Consider the following 19,048-nt stretch of genomic DNA (forward strand, 5'->3'; position numbering starts at 1 on the left):
TGTATTTTTATTTAATTAATTTTGATCTATTTTTAGAAAACCTCTGCTTGATTTCCATATTGCATCCTCTTCTGTAAATTGCTTGTTGCATTTTAAACAAATAAAATCACATCCAATTTCTGTAAATTTATTCTCACATGTATTACAAACATAATGATTTTTAATTTTTCTATAATCTACTCCTATCGCATTTAATTCTTTTTTACAGTTTGGACATTTGTCATTAATAAAAGCAGTCTCTTCTTCGATATTTCCACATGGATAATGTTCGATTAAATCAATTTGATTAAAATCTGATTTTTTACATTGTGGACAATGAAAGAGATGTCCTGTTTTAATTGAATTACAATGTGGACAAAATACCTCTTTGATGTCATCAATTTGTTTTATTTTTTTATCTGAAATCCATTTTTCAGTATACTTTCCAAGTTCCTCTATACTAATATCTAATTTATCTGATAACCATGCCTCGCTTAGTCTATTGGATGTTTTTAGTAATTCTGTAATGTCTTCCTTATTGGAGGTTGAATCATTTTCTAATTCTAAAATTGCTAGCACGTTTCTTAACATGTCTAATCTTATCGGTTTTGAAAGAATTTCATATGCTCCTTCGTTGATTAATTTTGAAATTACATCTGAGTCTTTTTCTAATGCAGTCATGATGATGATTTCTCCATCGGTATCTAATTCTAACAATCTACTGAGAATCGATATCCCTGAACTGTCTTTAATATCATAATCCATGAATACTATTGGATGAATTCCATCCACTGCTAATTCTTGAAATTTTTTTAATCCTGCATCCGCATTATTTTCTAAATAATTTTCATTTTGTCCAAGTTTTTCTAAAAATTCTTTAATTCGTATTAAAATACTTTCAGAATCATCAATAACTAAAATCGGTCTTGCCATTTATTGAGCTTATGTTGACTGTTTTTTATATGTGCATTATTTTTTTAAATAACCTAATTATTCATTGTTCTGTTGAATCTTAAGTTGGCCTAATTTTGATATTGTTTATAATGTCCCTCAGTATTATGGTCATTAATGACAAAAACAATTCTAGCTATTTTTGCAGTTGCTGTTCTTTTAACAGGAACTATTGCAGGATCTGCTGGCTTTATTCAATCTGCTGATGCTCTAAAGAGTAAAGGCACATCTTCATCTATAATCAACTCAAACAAAGTTTGTGGTGACAGACTTTGCTCAGAACCTGCAAAAGAGGTTCCTACTGAGAAAAAGAAGAAAGAAGAAGTAAAGACAGAAAAGAAAACAGAATCTGCCGAAAAAGCTAAAGAAGTTCCAAAAAAAGACGCTAAATCTGAAACAATGGAAGCAGCTAAAGCAGTTGCAACTCTCAAAGTCCCAAAGACTGTTACTGGTGTTTTAACATCTGAACAAGACCCAGCACAAGGACACGAGAATCATCAACTAGCTATCGTTTTGCCTCCTTCTGATAAAGTATATCGTGGATATCTAACATATGCTGCATCTGAGAATGTTCAACTTGTAGCATTACATGGTCCATTAAAAGACAGTAATGTTAAAGGACAAAAAGTTTGGAGTACTGATGGAAAAACAAAGTTTGGTTTAACATTTGTAGATAAAGAAACTTCTGCAGGTGTATGGCAATTCTCAGGAAATGCTATTGCAATTCACACAACAAATACTGAACCATTCACTGTAAGCTATTCTGTAACCTATACTGAACACATTCCAGATGGTGAGAAAGTTATTAGAAAAACTATAACTTCTCAACAAGATCCTGGAGTCGGGCATGAGACACATCAACTAGCTCTATTGCTACCTCCAAGAGACCAAGCATATTCTGGACATCTCACATGGGATGCATCAGAACCAGTACAACTTGTAACATTGATTGGCCCACTAACTAAAGGTGAGGTAACAGGTTTGCCAAGTTGGACTGCAGATGGTGAAACATACTATGCACTATCTTTGGTCCCAACAAAATCAGCTGGCTCTACACAATTCTCAGGTAATGCTTTCGGACTTCATACAATGAACTCAGAACCATTCACTGTAAGCTACTCTCTAGTACTTACAAAATAATCTTTTTTTATTTTTTTTAAAAACTAAAACATTGTTTTAGTTGGGCTCTACCTTCAATTCAAAGAGTGACTCTATAGTAATCTAATCTTTCAGGGTTTAACTTTTGAACAAATTCTATCTTATCTTCACGATTGATTCTATTTTGAATCACTTCGCGTAATTGCAATCCGGTCAAATAAGCATATTTTCTTTTTTTAGTTTCTTTTCTAAACAATTCCCGCATGTCTGGTCCTCCGCTATGTCCCCAATATCCTGCCTTGATGGCCAAAGGTTCTAAGAAAATTGTATTTTGTTTTCCATAATTTTCGTCATTAATTTTATTTGAGAGTGAATATCTCTCAAGAGGTCCACCTTTTGCAAATCCTATTACCTCTCCAGATTCAGTTCCCAATCGTAGTGTAACTAGAATAGTTTCAGGGTCCTCTAAGGATTCAAAGAAAGTGCCTTTTTTGAATTGCAAAGGATCTGGCAACTCATCAAATATGTCAAAGAGCATTTCTGCAAATCTACGATCAGAAATCTTCTTCTCTATGACTGGAATTAATTGCAGTTCTCCATTTGAAATTGATTTCTTTATTTCTAATTCTTTTTCTCGTAACTTGATAAAACTTGAATAGTTTTCTTGAAATCTGTGTTGCATTGATTTTGGTAAAGATTTCAAAACTTTACTACTCATTTCATTTTCTTCATTTAGTAATGTCTCAAAATATGTTATACTGCGCTGTACTATTTGCTCAGGTTCCCATCCTAGTGAATGAGAATTCTTCTTTGCCAACTCCATCGCATCCAAAAAATCTCCTAAAGCATATGCCCCTATTCTATCTGTAATTGACAAAAACCATCCTAAATTAGAATAATGATTTTGTTTTTGTTTTTCCTTGGAATATTTTGATTTTGTATAATGTTTAGCAATCATAGGTTCTATTTCCTTTTGTTTTATTTTCCAAGGATGAGATGTACGTAGAATCAATGCTGCAACTAAATTAACATCTACATCTATTTTCTTCAATAAATTTTGAAGTTTAGGATCTGATGTTACAAAATTGGATGCCACAATCTCTTCTGGTTTGTCTTCTGTTTTGTCAGGTTCATAATCATGGAATAATGCAGCAACAAATAGATGCTTAAAATCATCTTGTGAAATTATTTTTTTAAATTCTTCACCACGAGCTGCTAGTAGTGTATTATGAACCACAACAAGATTGTGACTAATATTGTGGTATCCATAGTAATCTTTGTTTAGATTTTGTTTATTAAAATCATCCAAGCTGTAATGCATTATTTCTAAATATATCGAGTCATCTAAATTCTCATTTTTTAATAAATCCATTATGATGTCTTGTAGTTCTGCAATGGATGGAATTTTGGTACTGGACAATACTTGATGTACTCTATTTTCCTATATAGGCATAGACTGGATAGATATGTCCAGTAATTTTATTTGTATAATTCCATTCATCGTTATCCCATTGCATTTTTTCAAAATATTCTTGAATGGGTGGGGATAATTTTGCATACACATCTCCACCAATCAATATTTGATCCGCATGAGCACGTCCTTGAATTTTTGCAGCAATATTCATTGATTGACCTAAAAGATCAATGTGGGATTCTTTTTCATTATTACCATAACGAATTATTGTGTTTTCCCCGTAATCGAGACCAATCTTTATTTTTAAATCAGGATAATCATATTGTTTTAAAATTGGATTTATGCCCATTTCGAGTACTTTGATCATTGATTCTGCACAACTCACAGCACTATCTTGATCATTTTCACTAAAATAACCAATAACCGCATCTCCAACAAATTTTAGAATGTATCCTCCATGGCGTTGAATCACATAAGCCATCTCTTGAGCAAAAGAACTAACTATTGCTGTTAGTTGCTTTTGGGGAAGATCTAAAATCATCTGTGTTGAACCAACAAGATCAACATACATTACAATCATGGGAATGCGTGAAAATACATTCTCTCTTAGATAGTTATCTGAATTATTCGTCACATCAGAGTATTGGAAATCTTGATGTAATGCACCGTATACTCTTTTTTGAACTTCTTTAATGTGTTCATCAAAATCCACAATGTGGGATTTTTTTTCTTCAGTGATGATGTCTAGAATATTTTTATTTTGAGAAAGAATATTCTCTATGCCTTTTTTTGCTATTTCTTTATTGGAATTATCTTTCATTGTATACTATGGTTATGCATTCTTTTAAGATATTTGAACTATGTGGAGTTTTTTCATTCTTTATTTTTATTCGATGACTCATTAATCTTAGACAAAGTCTTTGCATATGATTCCATCATGGTATGGATAAAACTATCAAAAGACTTTACTGCAGAAACTCTCATTTTAAAATATTCATCCCAATATTTTGTGTTCATATCTATTAGATTCAAATAACTTTTCTTTATTGATTCTGAATTTTCTTTGATCTGTTTCAATATTTTAGGATCGATGTTTAGTTTATCAAAAAACTCCTTTTCAGAAATATAACACGTTCCAAACATGTCATCAAACAAATGAAGATATTGAGTATACAGATTTGAATTATTTTGAAATATTGATGGTGCTTGAGCCTCTAATTTTTTAATTATTTCTGAAGTGTCTGTTTTTAGCACATCGCACAATGATATTGGTTCGTCTTCTTTAGTTTCATTGTTTTGAATGGGCTCTTCTACCATGACACAAGTACGATGATATGGAATTTAACTTATTTCCCAAATTTTTAGGTAAACCCTGTTAGAAAATTACTGTAATGTTATCTGAGTATTTTTTAGATTCTAGTTTACTGAATCCAGGTCAAATATTGTACTAGAGGTTTAATTATTTTTAGTATAATTCGGATTGGTTTATCTTATGTATGATATGTAATTTAGTAGAATGTCATTTGAGGCAATTTTATTTATTGCAGTGTTAGTTATTGCATCAAAACTAGGGGGTGAACTGCTTCATAGAATTGGTCAACCTACAATTCTTGGAAATGTTATTGCAGGAATAATTGTAGGTCCTGCGGTTTTAGCTATAGTACAGCCAATTGAAGCCATAGAACTTTTTGTCTCAATTGGTGTATTCTTTTTGTTTTTCTTAATTGGGCTTGAAGAGATTGATGTTGCTGGATTATTCAAGGTAATGAAAGGAAAAATATTTGCAGGGGCAGCAGTGGCATTTTTGATACCCTTTCTAATCGCAGGTATTTTTGGCCTTGCAATTGATTTTAATTTTATTCAATCTTTTGCCATAGCCAGTGTTATTGCAGCATCAAGTTTGGGAGTTACGGCCAAGGTTCTCAGTGATATTGGGAAATTAAAATCAACTATTGGTCTTGAAATTTTTACAGTTACTGCTATTGTAGAATTTATTGCAATTATCTTTGTCAGTGTATTTATTCAGATAGATGCAAGTTCTGATTCGCCACAAATTTCTGAAATGTTGTGGCTATTTGTAAAAATGATTGTTTTCTTTGGTGTTGCTGCACTTCTTTCAGTATATGGATTGCCACAATTTTTCAGGTTTATCAAAAACCATCTTCGTGTCAAAGAGGCGTATTTTGGCGTAGTGATAGGAATGATCCTTCTTGTTGCATATATTGCTGAAATCAGTGGTGTCCATGGTGCTATAGGTGCACTTCTCTTAGGAATTGCAGTATCTAGATTGGCAAGAGCTGAATATCAGGAAATTTCTAAAAATATCAATGCAGTAGGATATGGAATATTCATACCAATCTTCTTTGCAGGAATTGGTTTGCATTTTAGTTTGGCATTTTTGGATTTAGAATGGTGGATTATTGCCGTATTTATTGTAATCATGACGGGTGTCAAGTTTTTGAGTTCTTACATTGCAGTAAGGATTGCACATATGAGGCCTGCTGCAACTGTAGCTTATGGTGTAATGTCAAAAGGTGCAGTGGACTTGGCATTGATGCTGTCTTTGCTTCAAGCAGACATTATGGATAACAAACTATTTTCACTATTGGTTCTTGGTACTCTTATCACTATGATAATATCTAGTGTTGAGCTTCAACGCAAACTAAAGAAAATTACTCCGTTTAAGGTTGGAGATATAGAACTCGGACTAGTTCCAATTTTCTTTAGAAGGGTAGTGTCCGATACTCCTGCAATTGCAGTAATTAATACAGCATATTCAAAAACAACTCCTGAAATAATGATCAAAGAATTTTGTGAAAAAAATACTTTAACAAAAAATCCTTTCCTTGTTTTTGATAAAGACGACAAATTAGTTGGTCTTGTATCAAAACGAGAGATAGACAAATCTCAGAAAAATACCCGTGATCTTACCACAATTGGAGATGTAATGTATGAAAAATTTCATACGACCTTACCTGATCACTATCTTTACTCTGTAATTCAAAAAATGAATTCTCATCCATTTGACATGATACCTGTAATGGACCCTGAAAATCCTGGCAAAGTATTAGGTATAGTTACATCTGAAGCAATAATGAATTTGTTAATCGAAACAGAAAAAGCTTAAACCTAGAATTCATTTTTGAAAGTGTTTCAAAAAATATCTGTTAATTGAATGGTGTGTGCGTAGCAAGGAACAAAATAATCTTCTAATTTGTTGGTTTTTTGATATTTTCTAAAACAAAGTATGAATTCTACGTCTCTATTAAATACAAAAACCACCTAATTCATTCTATGACAATAATGTTTATCCCAATAAGACCATCAAGAAGAAATGATGAAGAATTAGAAGATTGATTTTAAATTTTATCTAGGTGGTTCTTTTTTAATTCTATAGATGTTTTTCTTTGATAGTACGATTATCTCTTCATCTTGAGATGCTCCTTCATAATCTACAAAAATTTTCCCATACTCCTCATCAATGTCTTCTATCTGTGAGATTGTAAATTTTAATTTCAACACTTGATCAGTGTATAGTGGTTTGAGAAATCGAGTGTTTCTATTTCCCCATTCTGCATCGCCGTCAGTACCTAGAAAAATTATATCGTTTCCGTAAATTTGATTCAATCTTGTAAATTCCCCCTCCATTCTTGATAGGATGGCTCTACCTGAAACTAGTTGCTGTTCTCCTTTTCTTTTATCTTCCAAGAATGCATTTCTAACTCTGGAGAATTTTAGATATTCTTCTAGTTCTTTATCTGAAATACTACATGTGGAGTGAAATGTATCGCTTACTCTAAACTCTGAGAATTTTTTCATTCTTATCTTGATTCATCAACACAAAATACAATCTCTGCTGATGTTGCTGCATTTTCTGATACTAGGAAATTAAATGCATCTGCAATTTTTTGATTGTCAGGTTCTGAACCAGTTACTGTTCCTGGGAAAATTGTGAACATTCTAATTTTAGAATTTAGAACATCACTTAATTCTTGATTGACAGTAGTTGTAAATGGTCTTAGTGCCCCTCTGAACACTTCTACTTGTGCTCTTTGAGTACCTGTAACTTTTCTACCTGTTGGTAAATCTGGACCAATGATCATGATTGCACCTTTGGCATCTTTGTAAAGTCGTGGGTCTTTACTTCCACCTGGAACAAATTGTTCTAGTGCTCTTTGTGCAACCGTTGCTGGAGTGGAGATGAATTTCTCAGTTAATGCTTCCCATACTGACCTTGATACTTCGGTTAATTTTGGCATGTTTGGAAGTCTTCCAGTTATGTGAATTACGCCTAAAATTTCGCCGATATTGGTCTTTGCGGTGTTTAACCATTTTGCAACTTCTTCGGGATTCTTAATGTCTACTACATGTGAGTGGAATTTACTACTGATGTATTCTTGTAATTCTTTTGATGTTGATTGTGATATGAAACAAGCAACTTTCCCTCCGTTCTTCTCAACATGTTGTGCCAAAAACTCTACTCTCTCAGCATCTGCCTTGTCAGTTGCATCGATTGTGAATACAACTGCTTTTCCTGTAAAGTCTGGTTGATGGACTCCTGGCGTTGAAGTTCCAATGTGTGGTTTAACTGGATAGAATACTCTGTCTCCTGGAATTACTTTACCGTTAATTATTTTTGCAATTTCATCATCACATAGATTCAAAACAGTTTCTGCAACTTGTCCTTGTGATAGGAATTCTTTGTTTGCAATCATGTGTGATGTATTGTTTTGAACCTTTTCTGCAATAGTTTGAATTTTGTTTAATAGATTGGTAAATGTCTCTGTAAGTTTTGAAACATCTTTTCCGTTTGCAAGTTTTGTTGCAGCTGCTGCAATTCCGTTTTTAATTACACTTTCATCTTCCCCTAACAATTCAAGTAGTTCCTTGTTTGCTACATCTACTTCTGTTGGAGACAAGTCTTCAAATCCACTGACTCTCATAAATTCAGCGGCTGCTTTTGGATATACTGTCTTGTAAATTCTATCTGAATGAACTGGTCCTGGGTTTGTTGCAATGGATATGATTCCTTTATCTACTAATTCCCATGACATTAATTCTGCTAATCTATTTTTTGCCCCCTGTGCTGCAGTATATGGACTTCTAAATCTGTAAGGTCTTTGCTCTAATGGTTTTTCTTCTGTGAAGAATGTTGATATTGTAATTATTTTTCCTCCTTCTTTCATTACTTTTAATGCCTGAACAGAGCCCCAAAATGTTCCTGTTAGATGAATTCCAATTGTACTTTTGAATTCATCAAGTGATGCATTTGCAAAACATGTGACAGGTCCTGAGACTCCTGCGTTGTTAATTATGTAATCTATGGTTGAATTTTCATTTTTCAGTGTATCAAACATGTTGTTCATTGCTGCTTCATCGGCAACATCTACTCCTGAAAAAATTCTAACTGAAGCATTTGTGCCTTGGGGGATTTTTCCTTCAAGTTCTTTTGCTGCTTCTTCTAATGGCTCTTTTCTTCTTCCAAGAATTATAACGCTAGCTCCCTCTTCAATGAATTTTGTAGCAATGGCTTTGCCTATTCCAGTACCACTTCCTGTAATTAGGGCGATTTTATTTTGAAATTTAAGCATAGATAAACTGACAGAACTTTTGTGATATTTAATTTGATTGATCCCTATTTTTGATATTTTCTTGATATCTTTATTTGTGGGTATGATTCATGATTTTTAATGCATGATACAGAGTCAGACACATTTGTCTACCAATCATGGCCTGAAAAATTTTCTGGAATGCTAAAAGAGATCGGCATAGATTCTGAATCTAAAGAAATTGGAACTGATGAAATTGAAAACGATGATTACTATAGTAGATATTTTGCTCAAACCCCAAGAATGGTAACTAATAGAGGATGTATTGATGTTAAGAATTCAAACATTGACGCAATACAAATAATTCAAAAGGGATAATCATGCAAGACTCAAATCCACTTCCATGGGGCGCATTAGATAGATTTCAAGCTCAATTCATTGTAAGAAAATCTGCAGGTACTGGATTTGCCAATTATGTTGCAAAAACTAAACTAACTACAAAGGGTCATTTTTCATCAAAAACTGTGGTCAAAGTAGAATGGAATGGTTCAGGAAGTTTGGCATCCAAACTAAATGCTGATGCTGAATTAAATGAAATGATAGCAAAACAATCTGTTAAAGATGCTACAATATATGTTGAACCAACTGACGTGGCAGTAAGAATTAGAGGTAAATGGGATAATCATATTGCTTTTGGAATTACAAAAGAACTTTTTGAAATTTATGATAGAATAGCTGGCCACATAAAATCAGTCTAAGCTTTCCACCAATCAAGCGCCAAAAAGTCTACCTTATCTTTACCCTTTGGAATTGCTAAAATGAATTGCTTTCTAACTGTAGTTGCTAGTCTTCCTGCTAGAACAATACCTGTCGATGTGATAGATTCACTTCTAGTGTACACTTGAATTAAAAATGGTGCATGATCAATACCTGGACCTTTTTCATATACTGCAAAGTCACATCCGAATTTTATTCCTGGATTAATGATGTATCCTTTGTCTCTAAAGTTTTTGTATACTAGATATTTCTTATCAAATTCAAAAACTTCCTCCTTGCAAATCTCAATTAACTGCTCTGGTGTAATTTTTTGTTTAGACTTTGTAATTGTAATTTTTTTATTTTCTAACAAGTAGAGGCCTTCAATCAAATCTAAAATCAATGGTGCATCTATTTCTTCAATTACTGGTTTTGGAATTCCTATTGGTTTTCCATAATATCCTTGGCTGAAAAGTTTCTTTGAATCTTCAATATCCCATACTATGATTCTGTTTTCGATTAATTCACTTTTCATAAATTTTTAGACTCTTGTCTGTATATGAATTCTATAGTAAAATATGTGATTTACTTGAAATAAAAATAAAGTAAAAGTGTAGAATTTTGTTTGATTATAGGCTCAGTGCTAACAATATGAAAGAATCTGAAACTCTTTGACATTTATCGGACATTTCTTCAATCCCTTCAATGACATCTTTGATTAACAACAATTCTTTTGTATCTGTAACTGCTGTTAGGAGTTTTATTGTTGCTTGTCTGTATTTTATGTCGATTTCTCTTTCAATTGTTTGTGTTTCTTGTGCCAATTCAATAGCATTTGCAGTGTTTGTGTTAAGACTACGAATGATTTCATTTAGTTTGTAAACTTCGTCTACAACTAGTTCAATCAGTTTTGTAATATCTGTATCCAGTTTTGCACTTTTTAGAGTTGTAATTTTTACATTTGATAGTTTGAATGAAATGCCTGTGATGTAACCTGCAATCTCATCCATTGTATATGCTGTATTCAAAAGATTTTCTCTATTCATGATTAATCCTCCGACATCAGCTACTTCGCGTGTAATTTTTCTTCTCAAGTTTTCAACTTCTTCTTCAATTGTTGAAATTTGTTCTAATGTGTTTTTTATTCCTGCTTTGTCTTTTTTCATCATTAGTTCAGGAAGTGTTGCAAGTTCTCTGGATGCATTTAGAATTCTATTGATTTCGTCTTGTAAAACTGCTATAGCCTTTCTTTTTGCTTGAACTTCAAGCTCTCCGCTATACATAACATAAATGAAAAATCCTCGAGGTAATTTAAATCCTCTATGATTTTAGAACTTTTTTGAGCACAAATTACATTAAATTTTTGTCATGAGCTATTTTTTTCTGCCCCTTGTAAAGAGTTATGACTTCTTCATTAGTTGATGCATCTTCAACAGCTTTTTCAACTCTGATTTTTCCAGTAAATTTTGGAAATCTCAAAGCTAATCCTGCATCTTTTCTAATTGCATTCATTGCTGCTTTGTGAATTGGACTGAGAGTAATTTCAGATGCAACTACTTCAATTACTAATTCTGGCTCAAACCATACGTCTGCCTCCATTTCACTAATGATGCGTGGATTTTTTTTAATTGAAACTTTGGGATGTAATATTTGAAATAATTGATCTAGGGAATCATCAGAAAAACCTGTTCCAACTTTACAGATGCTGGGAAATGTATCTTCGTCTTCATCATAAGTTGCTAAGAGTAACGTTCCATAATTTCCTGTTCTTCTTCCTTTGCCAAAATATCCTCCAATAACTACCAAGTCTAAGCTATCTCCTAATTCGTTTCTGTATTCTCGTTTTAGTTTTAACCAGTGACTTCCTCTTGAACCTGCTTGATATGGTTTATCTAACATTTTTAGCATCAATCCTTCACTTCCTGCATTGATACTGTTTTCCATAAAATCTTCAATATCATTTTCATTTTTTACTATGCTCATGGGGATGTATTTTGCAAATTCATCTTCTTTCACATGTTTTTCAAGCGTTTCTCTTCTTTCTTTGTAACTTAATTCAATGCAATTTTTCCCATTACAATATAGCACATCAAAAAAGTTTACACTAATTGGATATTCTGTAACTGCTTTTTCTATTTTGTATTTTCTTCTCCTATGCATTAATTCTTGAAAAGGTAAAAACTCTCCAGTGTTTTCATTTATTGCAACAGCCTCTGCTTCTAAAATTATATTGTCTGCTTGAATGTTTTTGGGAATTTTTTCTATTATGTCTGGATAATAACTTTCAATGTTCTCTAAACTTCTAGAAAACAACATTACTTTGTCTCCCTCTATGTGGAGTTGCACTCTCTCTCCATCTAGTTTGTATTCTGCTGCAAACTCATTTCCCATCTTCTCAATGGCTTCAGCTTCACTTTTCACTCTATCTGCTAACATTGGTCTAATGGGATTAAACAAAACAATTTCAAATTTTTCAATTCCTTCTAGCCCTTTTGTTGCAATTGTTTCTGCAACTTTTCCTAAATCACTAGATACATTGTATGCGTACTGTAGTTTTTTTCTATTCTCTTTTTCTCCTGTAAATGCTACAGCTAATGCATCCATGACTGTATTTTCAGCAATCCCTAGTCTTAGAGTTCCTAACAATATTTTTAAAATGAAACTAGCTTCTAGTGGTGTCGCATCATTTAGTAAACTTGAAATATATTTCATCTTCATGTCTTGAGATCTAGAACCACCTAGTTTTGCAATTTTGAATAGTGTCTCGTATACTCTTTCAACTGTTATGTCCTCGACAAGAAATGTGGTTTGAGTTTTTTGCTCTAATATTATTGAAGATGCATGTCCTAGGTCTCCACTTTTTCTGTATTCTTCTTCAATTTTTTTAATTGGAATGCCTGCTGATTTTGAAATTGCTCTGATTGCAAGTTTTTCTGCAACTCCTAATTCAATTCCTTCAAAGTCTGGTCTTAATTTTCCTTGAATGAGATACACTATTTTTGAAATTACATCATGAGGTGTTTTTTCAAATAATTCCACTAAAAATTGTGTTAATTCTAGTCTTTTTCTAGTTGATTCCATTTTGTTAAATGATTCAGATAAAATTGAAAACTCCATTTCACTTCTCTGTGTAATCTTGAATAAAAGTCTGAATTAGATGTATCTGAAGATTGTTGGTTTGTCAGACTTTGGAAGATCTGAAACTAGCGCAAAATTGTAAAATGGATATGCTTCTTTGTATTGTTTCATAAAGCTCCATGCAACATCGTGTGTTTTGAAATTTGTTCGTATTCCATCAATCTTGCTTTTTTTACCATACACATCAAATGGTACAATAGAGTATTCTTTTGGACGGTTGTGAGGTTTTGCTTTAAAGAGCCAAGCAAGTGCAAAAATAAACACTGATCCTAACACCACATATTCTCCAGCAATTTTGAAAAATGCTAAAATGATTCCAGGAATCGTTTGTCCAAATAGTACTGCTACAAAACTTGAGAAAGATATGACTGCTAATGCTGTGAAAATATACGTTTTCCAATCAAACACCTTTTGAAAAGCATTCATGACCTAATTCTGTTAGGACTTTTTTTGATTTAACTATTTCCTATGATTAGTGTGATCCGAAATTACTAGTCTGGATCTTCGTAATTTTCTTTCTTTTCACCAGACGATGTTTCTTTCATTGGTTTCATCTTGGTTTCTAGAATATCCATTCTTGCTCTATAGCCTTCTGCATATTCTAGTTCTGATGGTACCAATGTTGCTGGATGGATGAATCCCTGACTTCTAATTGCCATGGCTTTCTTTGTTGCAATTTCTCTAATGTAATCCCAATCCGGTGTTGAGAATCCATCAAATGGTCCTACCAATTTACCATTGTGCATACTAAACACTAGTGATTCAACAATTGGAATGCAAAAGTTGATTGATGCTGCTGAATTTAGTTTCACTGGCATTAATGGCATGTTGTGACTGCCTCTTGTGTTGCCTGCAACATAGTGTGGATTGTTAAACATACTTCCTACTTCTTCTGTTGCTGGAAAATTCTTTTGAGTTCTTACTAGCATGATTGGATCATCTTTTCCAACATATGTTCCTGCAATGTTGTGTAATCTGTCAGTTGATGCATCGAGAATTGGCTCTCCGTCTCTAGTGTAAACTGAATCTACAACATATCTTCCTGGATACATTAATGCTGCTTCAATAGTTGGTTTGTCTTCCCATAATTGCAATGATGCAATTTGTGCTTTCTCTACATCCATAATGTTCATTACAACACCTGATGCCAAACTTTTGTTTACAATCAATGCTGTGTTACTTAATGTATCTACAAACATTCTATAGATTGGATAGTTGAATGCACCTGGTTCTGTTTTATCTGCTGCAAAAACAGTGAATGCTTCGTTAGGTCTTTCTTCAAATTCTAATTCTGCAACTCCTGGACCCATTCCTTTTACGTTTCCTGAAAAAGAATCTTTTAACAGATCTTGACCTGCACCGTACAGACCTTCATCTTTTGCTACTTGAGTACCTGCCATGAATGCATCCCATGCTAGTTTGTGGATTTTTTCATTATCGACACCATGTGTGTGAGTCATAACGATGTGGGTATCGTCTCCACAATATCCTATGTAATGATCAATAAGTAAATCCCCTGAATTTTCAACGGTGTTTCTAATTGCTTTGATTAGGCCGTCACTAGGTTTTGTATGTCCGCCAATTCCGCCAACATCTGCTTTGATAACTGAAACTGTAATTTTCATAAATTTGTTTTTTGTACCTTTGATTTATGTGCTTTTAGACAAGTCCCCTGATCTGTAATTAATTGAAGATTCTTTATTTTTTTTTCAAAAATCCATAACGCTAATAAATGCCATCGGTGAGGCTTTTCATATGGCAGATAAACCCCACTTGAACCTGATTGTTACAGGACATATTGATAATGGAAAATCAACTACTATGGGTCATTTTTTGATGGATCTTGGAGTTGTAGATGAAAGAACTATTGCAGCTCACGGAGCCGAATCCGAAAAGACCGGAAAAGGTGATACTTTCAAGTATGCATGGGTTATGGATAACATTAAAGACGAAAGAGAGAGAGGTATTACAATCGATCTAGCTTTCCAAAAGTTTGAGTCACCAAAGTACTTCTTTACTTTGATTGACGCTCCTGGTCACAGGGACTTTATTAAAAACATGATTACTGGTGCTTCTGAAGCAGATGCAGCAATCTTAGTACTTTCTGCAAAAGAAGGTGAAACTGATACTGCAATTGCAGCAGGTGGACAAGCAAGAGAACACGCATTCTTGCTCAAAACACTTGGTGTGAGCCAAATTATTATTGCAATCAACAAAATGGATGCAGTCGAATACAAAGAAGACGCATTTAATGCAGCCAAAGAGAAAGGTGAAAAATTAGCCAAATCTGTCGGTTACAAACTAGAAAACGTCCCAGTCATTCCAGTTTCTGGATGGAAGGGTGATAACTTAGTCAAAAGATCTGAGAACATGGCTTGGTACAAAGGTAAGACTTTGTTAGAAGCATTTGATGACTTTACTGTCACTGAAAAACCAGTAGGTAAACCACTACGTGTTCCAATCCAAGACGTTTACACTATTACTGGTGTAGGTACTGTACCTGTAGGTAGAGTTGAAACCGGTATCATGAAAGCAGGACAAAAAATTATTGTAATGCCTTCTGGTGCACTCGGTGAAATCAAATCTATTGAAACTCACCACACTGAAATGCCATCTGCAGAAGCAGGTGACAACATTGGTTTCAACCTAAGAGGTATTGAAAAGAAAGATATCAAGAGAGGAGATGTTCTTGGTACCCCTGACGCACCACCAAATGTTGCAAAAGAATTCAAAGCCCAAATTATTGTTATTCACCACCCAACAGCAATTGCTCCTGGTTACACACCAGTAATGCACGCACACACTACACAAGTTGCAGCAACTGTTACTGAGTTCCTCCAAAAGATTAACCCAGCAACTGGTGCAGTTGAAGAAGAAAATCCAAAGTTCCTTAAAGTTGGAGATTCTGCAATTGTAAAAATTAGACCGGTGAGACCAACATGTATTGAAACATTCCAAGAATTCCCTGAGATGGGTAGATTCGCTCTTAGAGATATGGGTGCAACTATCGCAGCAGGAATTGTAAAGGAAATTACCGAAGAGTACAAACCATAGGCGTATTTTATGACACAAACCGCCCGTGTTAAACTCACTTCTACCAGTCTACCGAAATTAGACGGTGTATGCGGCGAGATAATGGGTATTGGTAAAAAAACTGGTGTTAAAGTTAAAGGCCCAACTCCACTTCCTGTAAAAAGACTACATGTTGCAACAAGAAAATCCCCATGTGGTAGTGGAACCGAAACTTATGAAAAATGGGAAATGAAAATGCATAGAAGAATTATTAATATCAACGCTGATGATAAAGCTATTAGACAATTAATGAGACTTAAAATCCCTGACGATGTCTACATTGAATTGTCTCTAACATAATCTGGTATCCTTAAATTATAGAAATTTTGATGATAAATATGGTTGAAGAAGAAATAGACGAAGTAGAAGAAACACCTGTTGAGACTTTTGATGTTAGTTATTCTTGTTTGAGATGTGGTACTAGTGTTTTAAATTCTGAATTATCTAGATTACCTGAAATCAAATGTATTTGTGGTTTCAGAGTATTTACTAAAGATAGACCTCCAGTAGTTAAAACAGTAAAAGCAATTTAGTTATCTGTCTTTTTTGTAACTGTGTTCTCTTTGTAAATGAGTCCTCATATCTTCCATGTTTGAAAAAAACTTGTTACACTCTTTACAATCATACTTCAAATCTTTTCCATGAACAATTTGTATGTGGTTCATCCTTTCTTCTTCTTTTGAAAATTTCTTATCACAAATTTCACATTTGATTTTTTTAAAGAATCCCACTTTTATCCAAACTCTGCTTTCTTTTCATCCCAGCAATTTCTGCAAAGCTGGCCTTCTATCTTCCAATTCCCCTTTGGATTATACCTGATAAGTCCCATTTTCCCTCCACATAGAGAACAAAAATTCTTCTTCTTCCCGTGGTCTTCTTCTTTTTGATCAAAACATTTTTTGCATAACAGTCCTTCCATGTCCCATTGCCATCTAGGTTCCCACAAGTCAGTAATTTTCTGTGTCATTCCACATACAACACATGGTTGTCTTACTTTCCCTTCATAGTATTCTTTTGATTTATCAAAATGACAATCTCCACATAGTGGGCCTTTTACATTCCATTCTCGTTTTGGTTTATGTTTGTGAGTAAGTTCTTTATTACAGACACTACAAAATGATGGTTTTTTACTAAATAGTCCCATTGATCCTCATGATATGATATATTCTATAAATGTAAACAAAATAAAAATAACAAAAAATGTTATTCGCTTAAGATTTTTTCAAGAGCCTGACTTGTATTTAGCATGCCGTTTCTCTTGGCAAATTCTTCGATCATTTTATACTGTTTTTCAGTAAAACATACTGGCATTGAACGATTTTCCATAAGTATAGTTGATATTTTTACCTAATATCTTTTTCTCTTGGAAAGATATTTCAAACCAATTTTACAATATTATGTGTGGTAAGAAAACGACAAATTTTGGTAATTGGAAATAATACAAATGGCTGCACTCCAAAACATGAAAAAATTGCTTATGATATTGGTTCTGAAATTGCAAAATCTGATTCTGTTTTGATTAGTGGTGGTCTAGGTGGGGTGATGGAGGCTTCATCACATGGTGCACATGATGCAAATGGTTTCACAGTTGGAATAATTCCGCAAGATGATGCTTCATTTGCTAATGAATTCTGTGATGTAGTGATTCCTACAGGGATGGGTCTTACTCGTGACTATCTTAATGCTCTAAGTGCTGATGGTGTAATTATTGTTGGTGGTGGATCTGGAACTTTATCTGAAGCTTGTGCATCATATATGCACAAAAAACCTATGGTTGCAATTAAAAATCTTGGAAGTTCAGTTGATCCATATATTGACGGGTATATTGATCATAGAAAAAATATCAAAATAATTGGTGTTGATACTGCACAAGAAGCAGTAAAGAAAATTTTGGAATTAATTACTGCATAGAAATTAAAAGTGGATCTGGTCTGTAAAATTCACCATGTTCATCTGCAAGTTTGTTTAATTCATCTACTATTTTTTTAATTCCAATTTCTTTTGCAGTTTCAAATAATGGTTTTTTGAGGCCTAGTCCTAACTGTGCTGCTCTTTCAATCTCTTCAATGTCACTTGCTCCATTTGAGACAAGCCATGCTGCATTGTTTAAAATATTTGCAACAAGTTGAATTGGATTGCATTTCTCTGCTAACTCTTCTGAAAGTGCAACACGTTCATATTTATCATCAGAATATTTGTAATACCCTTCCCCTGATTTTTGTCCTAGTTTTTTCTCATCAAACATTTTTTCTACAAGTGGGTGTGGGTTGATCACTTTTTTGTCACGCAAATGCATCTCTACTGTAGCTTTGTGAATTACATCCATTCCAGTAAAATCTGCCAATTCAAATATTCCCATTGGGAATCCGAGTTTAAATTTCACTGCTGAATCAATCTCTTCAAGTGTTGCACCTGTTCTATCTTTTACAAAACATGCTTCGTGAACCATTGGGATGAATAATCTGTTAATTATGAATCCTGGAACATCTTTTCTACACAATACGGCTACTTTGTTAACTGATTTGACATATTCTTGAGTTAAATCTGTGATTGCCTGTGATGTTTTCTCTCCTGGAATTATTTCTACTAATTTCATTAGTTGTGGTGGATTGAAAAAATGAATTCCAATAAACTTTTCAGGTCTTGATGTTGTATTTGCAATTTCTGTGATTGGTAATGTACTGGTATTTGATGCAAACACTACTTCAGGCCCTGCAACTTTGTCTAGTTCAGCATAAACTGATTTTTTTAACTCCATGATTTCGGGAACTACTTCAATTACAAGTTCTGCGTTTTTTACTGCATCACTCAAATCTACAATTGGTGTAATTCTTGAAAATATTGCATCTCCTTCTTCTTTGGATATTTTTTCTTTTGATACTAGCTTGTCTAGACTCCATTTTATTTTCTCCATTGCTTTGTCTAGAAATTCTTGTTTGATATCTCGTAAAACTACATTATATCCGGCAGTTGCTGAAACCTGAGCAATTCCGTGCCCCATGACTCCCGAACCTAAAACTGTGATATTTTTTACTGTCACAATTTATCAAAAATCGAGTATCCTTTATAATGTATTTCAAAATTTTATCAT

General features: G+C 33.6%; 22 protein-coding genes. 8 read left to right on the plus strand and 14 right to left on the minus strand.

Annotation, left to right across the window (positions count from 1 at the left end; all coding sequences use genetic code 11):
- Nucleotides 1-15: 15 nt before the first annotated feature.
- Nucleotides 16-912 (minus strand): TackOD1 domain-containing metal-binding protein, encoded by an 897-nt coding sequence (locus C5F49_RS03485; RefSeq protein ID WP_179363352.1) that lies wholly within the window; start codon nt 910-912, stop codon nt 16-18.
- 135 nt (nt 913-1,047) lie between these two features.
- On the opposite strand from C5F49_RS03485, the gene C5F49_RS03490 reads away from it, so the two are divergent.
- The gene (locus tag C5F49_RS03490) at nt 1,048-2,070 is read left to right on the plus strand and encodes a hypothetical protein (RefSeq protein WP_179363353.1); all 1,023 of its coding nucleotides are present in this window, start codon (nt 1,048-1,050) and stop codon (nt 2,068-2,070) included.
- A gap of 58 nt (nt 2,071-2,128) precedes the next feature.
- Here C5F49_RS03490 and C5F49_RS03495 read toward each other — a convergent pair whose 3' ends face one another.
- Genes C5F49_RS03495 through C5F49_RS03505 form a run of 3 tightly spaced genes read right to left on the minus strand, consistent with a single transcriptional unit; the run spans nt 2,129 to nt 4,759 of the window.
- Nucleotides 2,129-3,448, minus strand: coding sequence for a hypothetical protein (locus C5F49_RS03495; protein WP_179363354.1), 1,320 nt, complete (start codon nt 3,446-3,448; stop codon nt 2,129-2,131).
- A 13-nt stretch (nt 3,449-3,461) separates the two neighbouring features.
- Nucleotides 3,462-4,262 carry an adenylate/guanylate cyclase domain-containing protein gene (locus C5F49_RS03500; RefSeq protein ID WP_179363355.1) on the minus strand — a complete coding sequence of 267 codons (801 nt, stop codon included), beginning with the start codon at nt 4,260-4,262 and terminating at the stop codon, nt 3,462-3,464.
- 53 nt (nt 4,263-4,315) lie between these two features.
- Entirely contained in the window at nt 4,316-4,759 is a 444-nt protein-coding gene (locus tag C5F49_RS03505) for a hypothetical protein (protein WP_179363356.1), read from the minus strand.
- 199 nt (nt 4,760-4,958) lie between these two features.
- Here C5F49_RS03505 and C5F49_RS03510 point away from each other — a divergent pair, with 199 nt between their 5' ends.
- A complete protein-coding gene (locus C5F49_RS03510) occupies nt 4,959-6,569 on the plus strand; it encodes a cation:proton antiporter domain-containing protein (RefSeq protein ID WP_179363357.1) in 1,611 nt (536 codons plus the stop codon).
- A gap of 239 nt (nt 6,570-6,808) precedes the next feature.
- Here C5F49_RS03510 and C5F49_RS03515 read toward each other — a convergent pair whose 3' ends face one another.
- Nucleotides 6,809-7,261: a hypothetical protein gene (locus C5F49_RS03515; RefSeq protein WP_179363358.1), complete on the minus strand. Its 453-nt coding sequence runs from the start codon at nt 7,259-7,261 to the stop codon at nt 6,809-6,811.
- A 2-nt stretch (nt 7,262-7,263) separates the two neighbouring features.
- Nucleotides 7,264-9,033, minus strand: coding sequence for an SDR family NAD(P)-dependent oxidoreductase (locus C5F49_RS03520; RefSeq protein ID WP_179363359.1), 1,770 nt, complete (start codon nt 9,031-9,033; stop codon nt 7,264-7,266).
- Nucleotides 9,034-9,132: 99 nt separating this feature from the next.
- Here C5F49_RS03520 and C5F49_RS03525 point away from each other — a divergent pair, with 99 nt between their 5' ends.
- Together C5F49_RS03525 and C5F49_RS03530 are read left to right on the plus strand one after the other, a co-directional pair.
- Entirely contained in the window at nt 9,133-9,369 is a 237-nt protein-coding gene (locus C5F49_RS03525; protein ID WP_179363360.1) for a hypothetical protein, read from the plus strand.
- Between the two features lie 2 nt (nt 9,370-9,371).
- Complete coding sequence (locus C5F49_RS03530) at nt 9,372-9,749, plus strand: hypothetical protein (protein ID WP_179363361.1); 378 nt, start codon at nt 9,372-9,374, stop codon at nt 9,747-9,749.
- On the opposite strand, the gene endA is transcribed toward C5F49_RS03530, so the two are convergent.
- The 5 genes from endA to fbp form a co-directional block, all read right to left on the minus strand.
- A complete protein-coding gene (endA, locus tag C5F49_RS03535) occupies nt 9,746-10,282 on the minus strand; it encodes a tRNA-intron lyase (RefSeq protein WP_179363362.1) in 537 nt (178 codons plus the stop codon). The two genes, C5F49_RS03530 and endA, sit on opposite strands and share 4 nt — an antisense overlap.
- A gap of 94 nt (nt 10,283-10,376) precedes the next feature.
- Nucleotides 10,377-11,030: a DUF47 domain-containing protein gene (locus C5F49_RS03540; RefSeq protein ID WP_179363363.1), complete on the minus strand. Its 654-nt coding sequence runs from the start codon at nt 11,028-11,030 to the stop codon at nt 10,377-10,379.
- 67 nt (nt 11,031-11,097) lie between these two features.
- Nucleotides 11,098-12,864 carry an ATP-dependent DNA ligase gene (locus tag C5F49_RS03545; RefSeq protein ID WP_179363364.1) on the minus strand — a complete coding sequence of 589 codons (1,767 nt, stop codon included), beginning with the start codon at nt 12,862-12,864 and terminating at the stop codon, nt 11,098-11,100.
- Between the two features lie 36 nt (nt 12,865-12,900).
- Complete coding sequence (locus tag C5F49_RS03550; RefSeq protein ID WP_179363365.1) at nt 12,901-13,311, minus strand: hypothetical protein; 411 nt, start codon at nt 13,309-13,311, stop codon at nt 12,901-12,903.
- Between the two features lie 65 nt (nt 13,312-13,376).
- Nucleotides 13,377-14,510, minus strand: a complete 1,134-nt coding sequence (gene fbp, locus C5F49_RS03555; protein WP_179363366.1) for a fructose-1,6-bisphosphate aldolase/phosphatase — start codon at nt 14,508-14,510, stop codon at nt 13,377-13,379.
- A gap of 130 nt (nt 14,511-14,640) precedes the next feature.
- Here fbp and tuf point away from each other — a divergent pair, with 130 nt between their 5' ends.
- Genes tuf through C5F49_RS03570 form a run of 3 tightly spaced genes read left to right on the plus strand, consistent with a single transcriptional unit; the run spans nt 14,641 to nt 16,490 of the window.
- A complete protein-coding gene (gene tuf, locus C5F49_RS03560; RefSeq protein ID WP_179363367.1) occupies nt 14,641-15,939 on the plus strand; it encodes a translation elongation factor EF-1 subunit alpha in 1,299 nt (432 codons plus the stop codon).
- 9 nt (nt 15,940-15,948) lie between these two features.
- A complete protein-coding gene (gene rpsJ, locus C5F49_RS03565; RefSeq protein ID WP_008299200.1) occupies nt 15,949-16,257 on the plus strand; it encodes a 30S ribosomal protein S10 in 309 nt (102 codons plus the stop codon).
- 29 nt (nt 16,258-16,286) lie between these two features.
- Complete coding sequence (locus C5F49_RS03570; protein ID WP_179363368.1) at nt 16,287-16,490, plus strand: TFIIB-type zinc ribbon-containing protein; 204 nt, start codon at nt 16,287-16,289, stop codon at nt 16,488-16,490.
- Here C5F49_RS03570 and C5F49_RS03575 read toward each other — a convergent pair whose 3' ends face one another.
- Nucleotides 16,491-16,688, minus strand: a complete 198-nt coding sequence (locus C5F49_RS03575) for a C2H2-type zinc finger protein (protein WP_179363369.1) — start codon at nt 16,686-16,688, stop codon at nt 16,491-16,493. It abuts the gene before it with no gap.
- A gap of 2 nt (nt 16,689-16,690) precedes the next feature.
- The gene (locus C5F49_RS03580; RefSeq protein WP_179363370.1) at nt 16,691-17,101 is read right to left on the minus strand and encodes a hypothetical protein; all 411 of its coding nucleotides are present in this window, start codon (nt 17,099-17,101) and stop codon (nt 16,691-16,693) included.
- A gap of 257 nt (nt 17,102-17,358) precedes the next feature.
- Between C5F49_RS03580 and C5F49_RS03585 the strand changes: the two genes are divergently transcribed.
- Nucleotides 17,359-17,868, plus strand: coding sequence for a TIGR00725 family protein (locus tag C5F49_RS03585; RefSeq protein ID WP_179363371.1), 510 nt, complete (start codon nt 17,359-17,361; stop codon nt 17,866-17,868).
- Here the strand turns inward: C5F49_RS03585 and C5F49_RS03590 are convergent.
- A complete protein-coding gene (locus C5F49_RS03590) occupies nt 17,858-18,997 on the minus strand; it encodes a 3-hydroxyacyl-CoA dehydrogenase (protein WP_179363372.1) in 1,140 nt (379 codons plus the stop codon). The genes C5F49_RS03585 and C5F49_RS03590 overlap by 11 nt on opposite strands.
- Between the last annotated feature and the right edge of the window lie 51 nt (nt 18,998-19,048).

The sequence above is a fragment of the Nitrosopumilus oxyclinae genome (assembly GCF_013407165.1).
Lineage (GTDB): Archaea > Thermoproteota > Nitrososphaeria > Nitrososphaerales > Nitrosopumilaceae > Nitrosopumilus > Nitrosopumilus oxyclinae.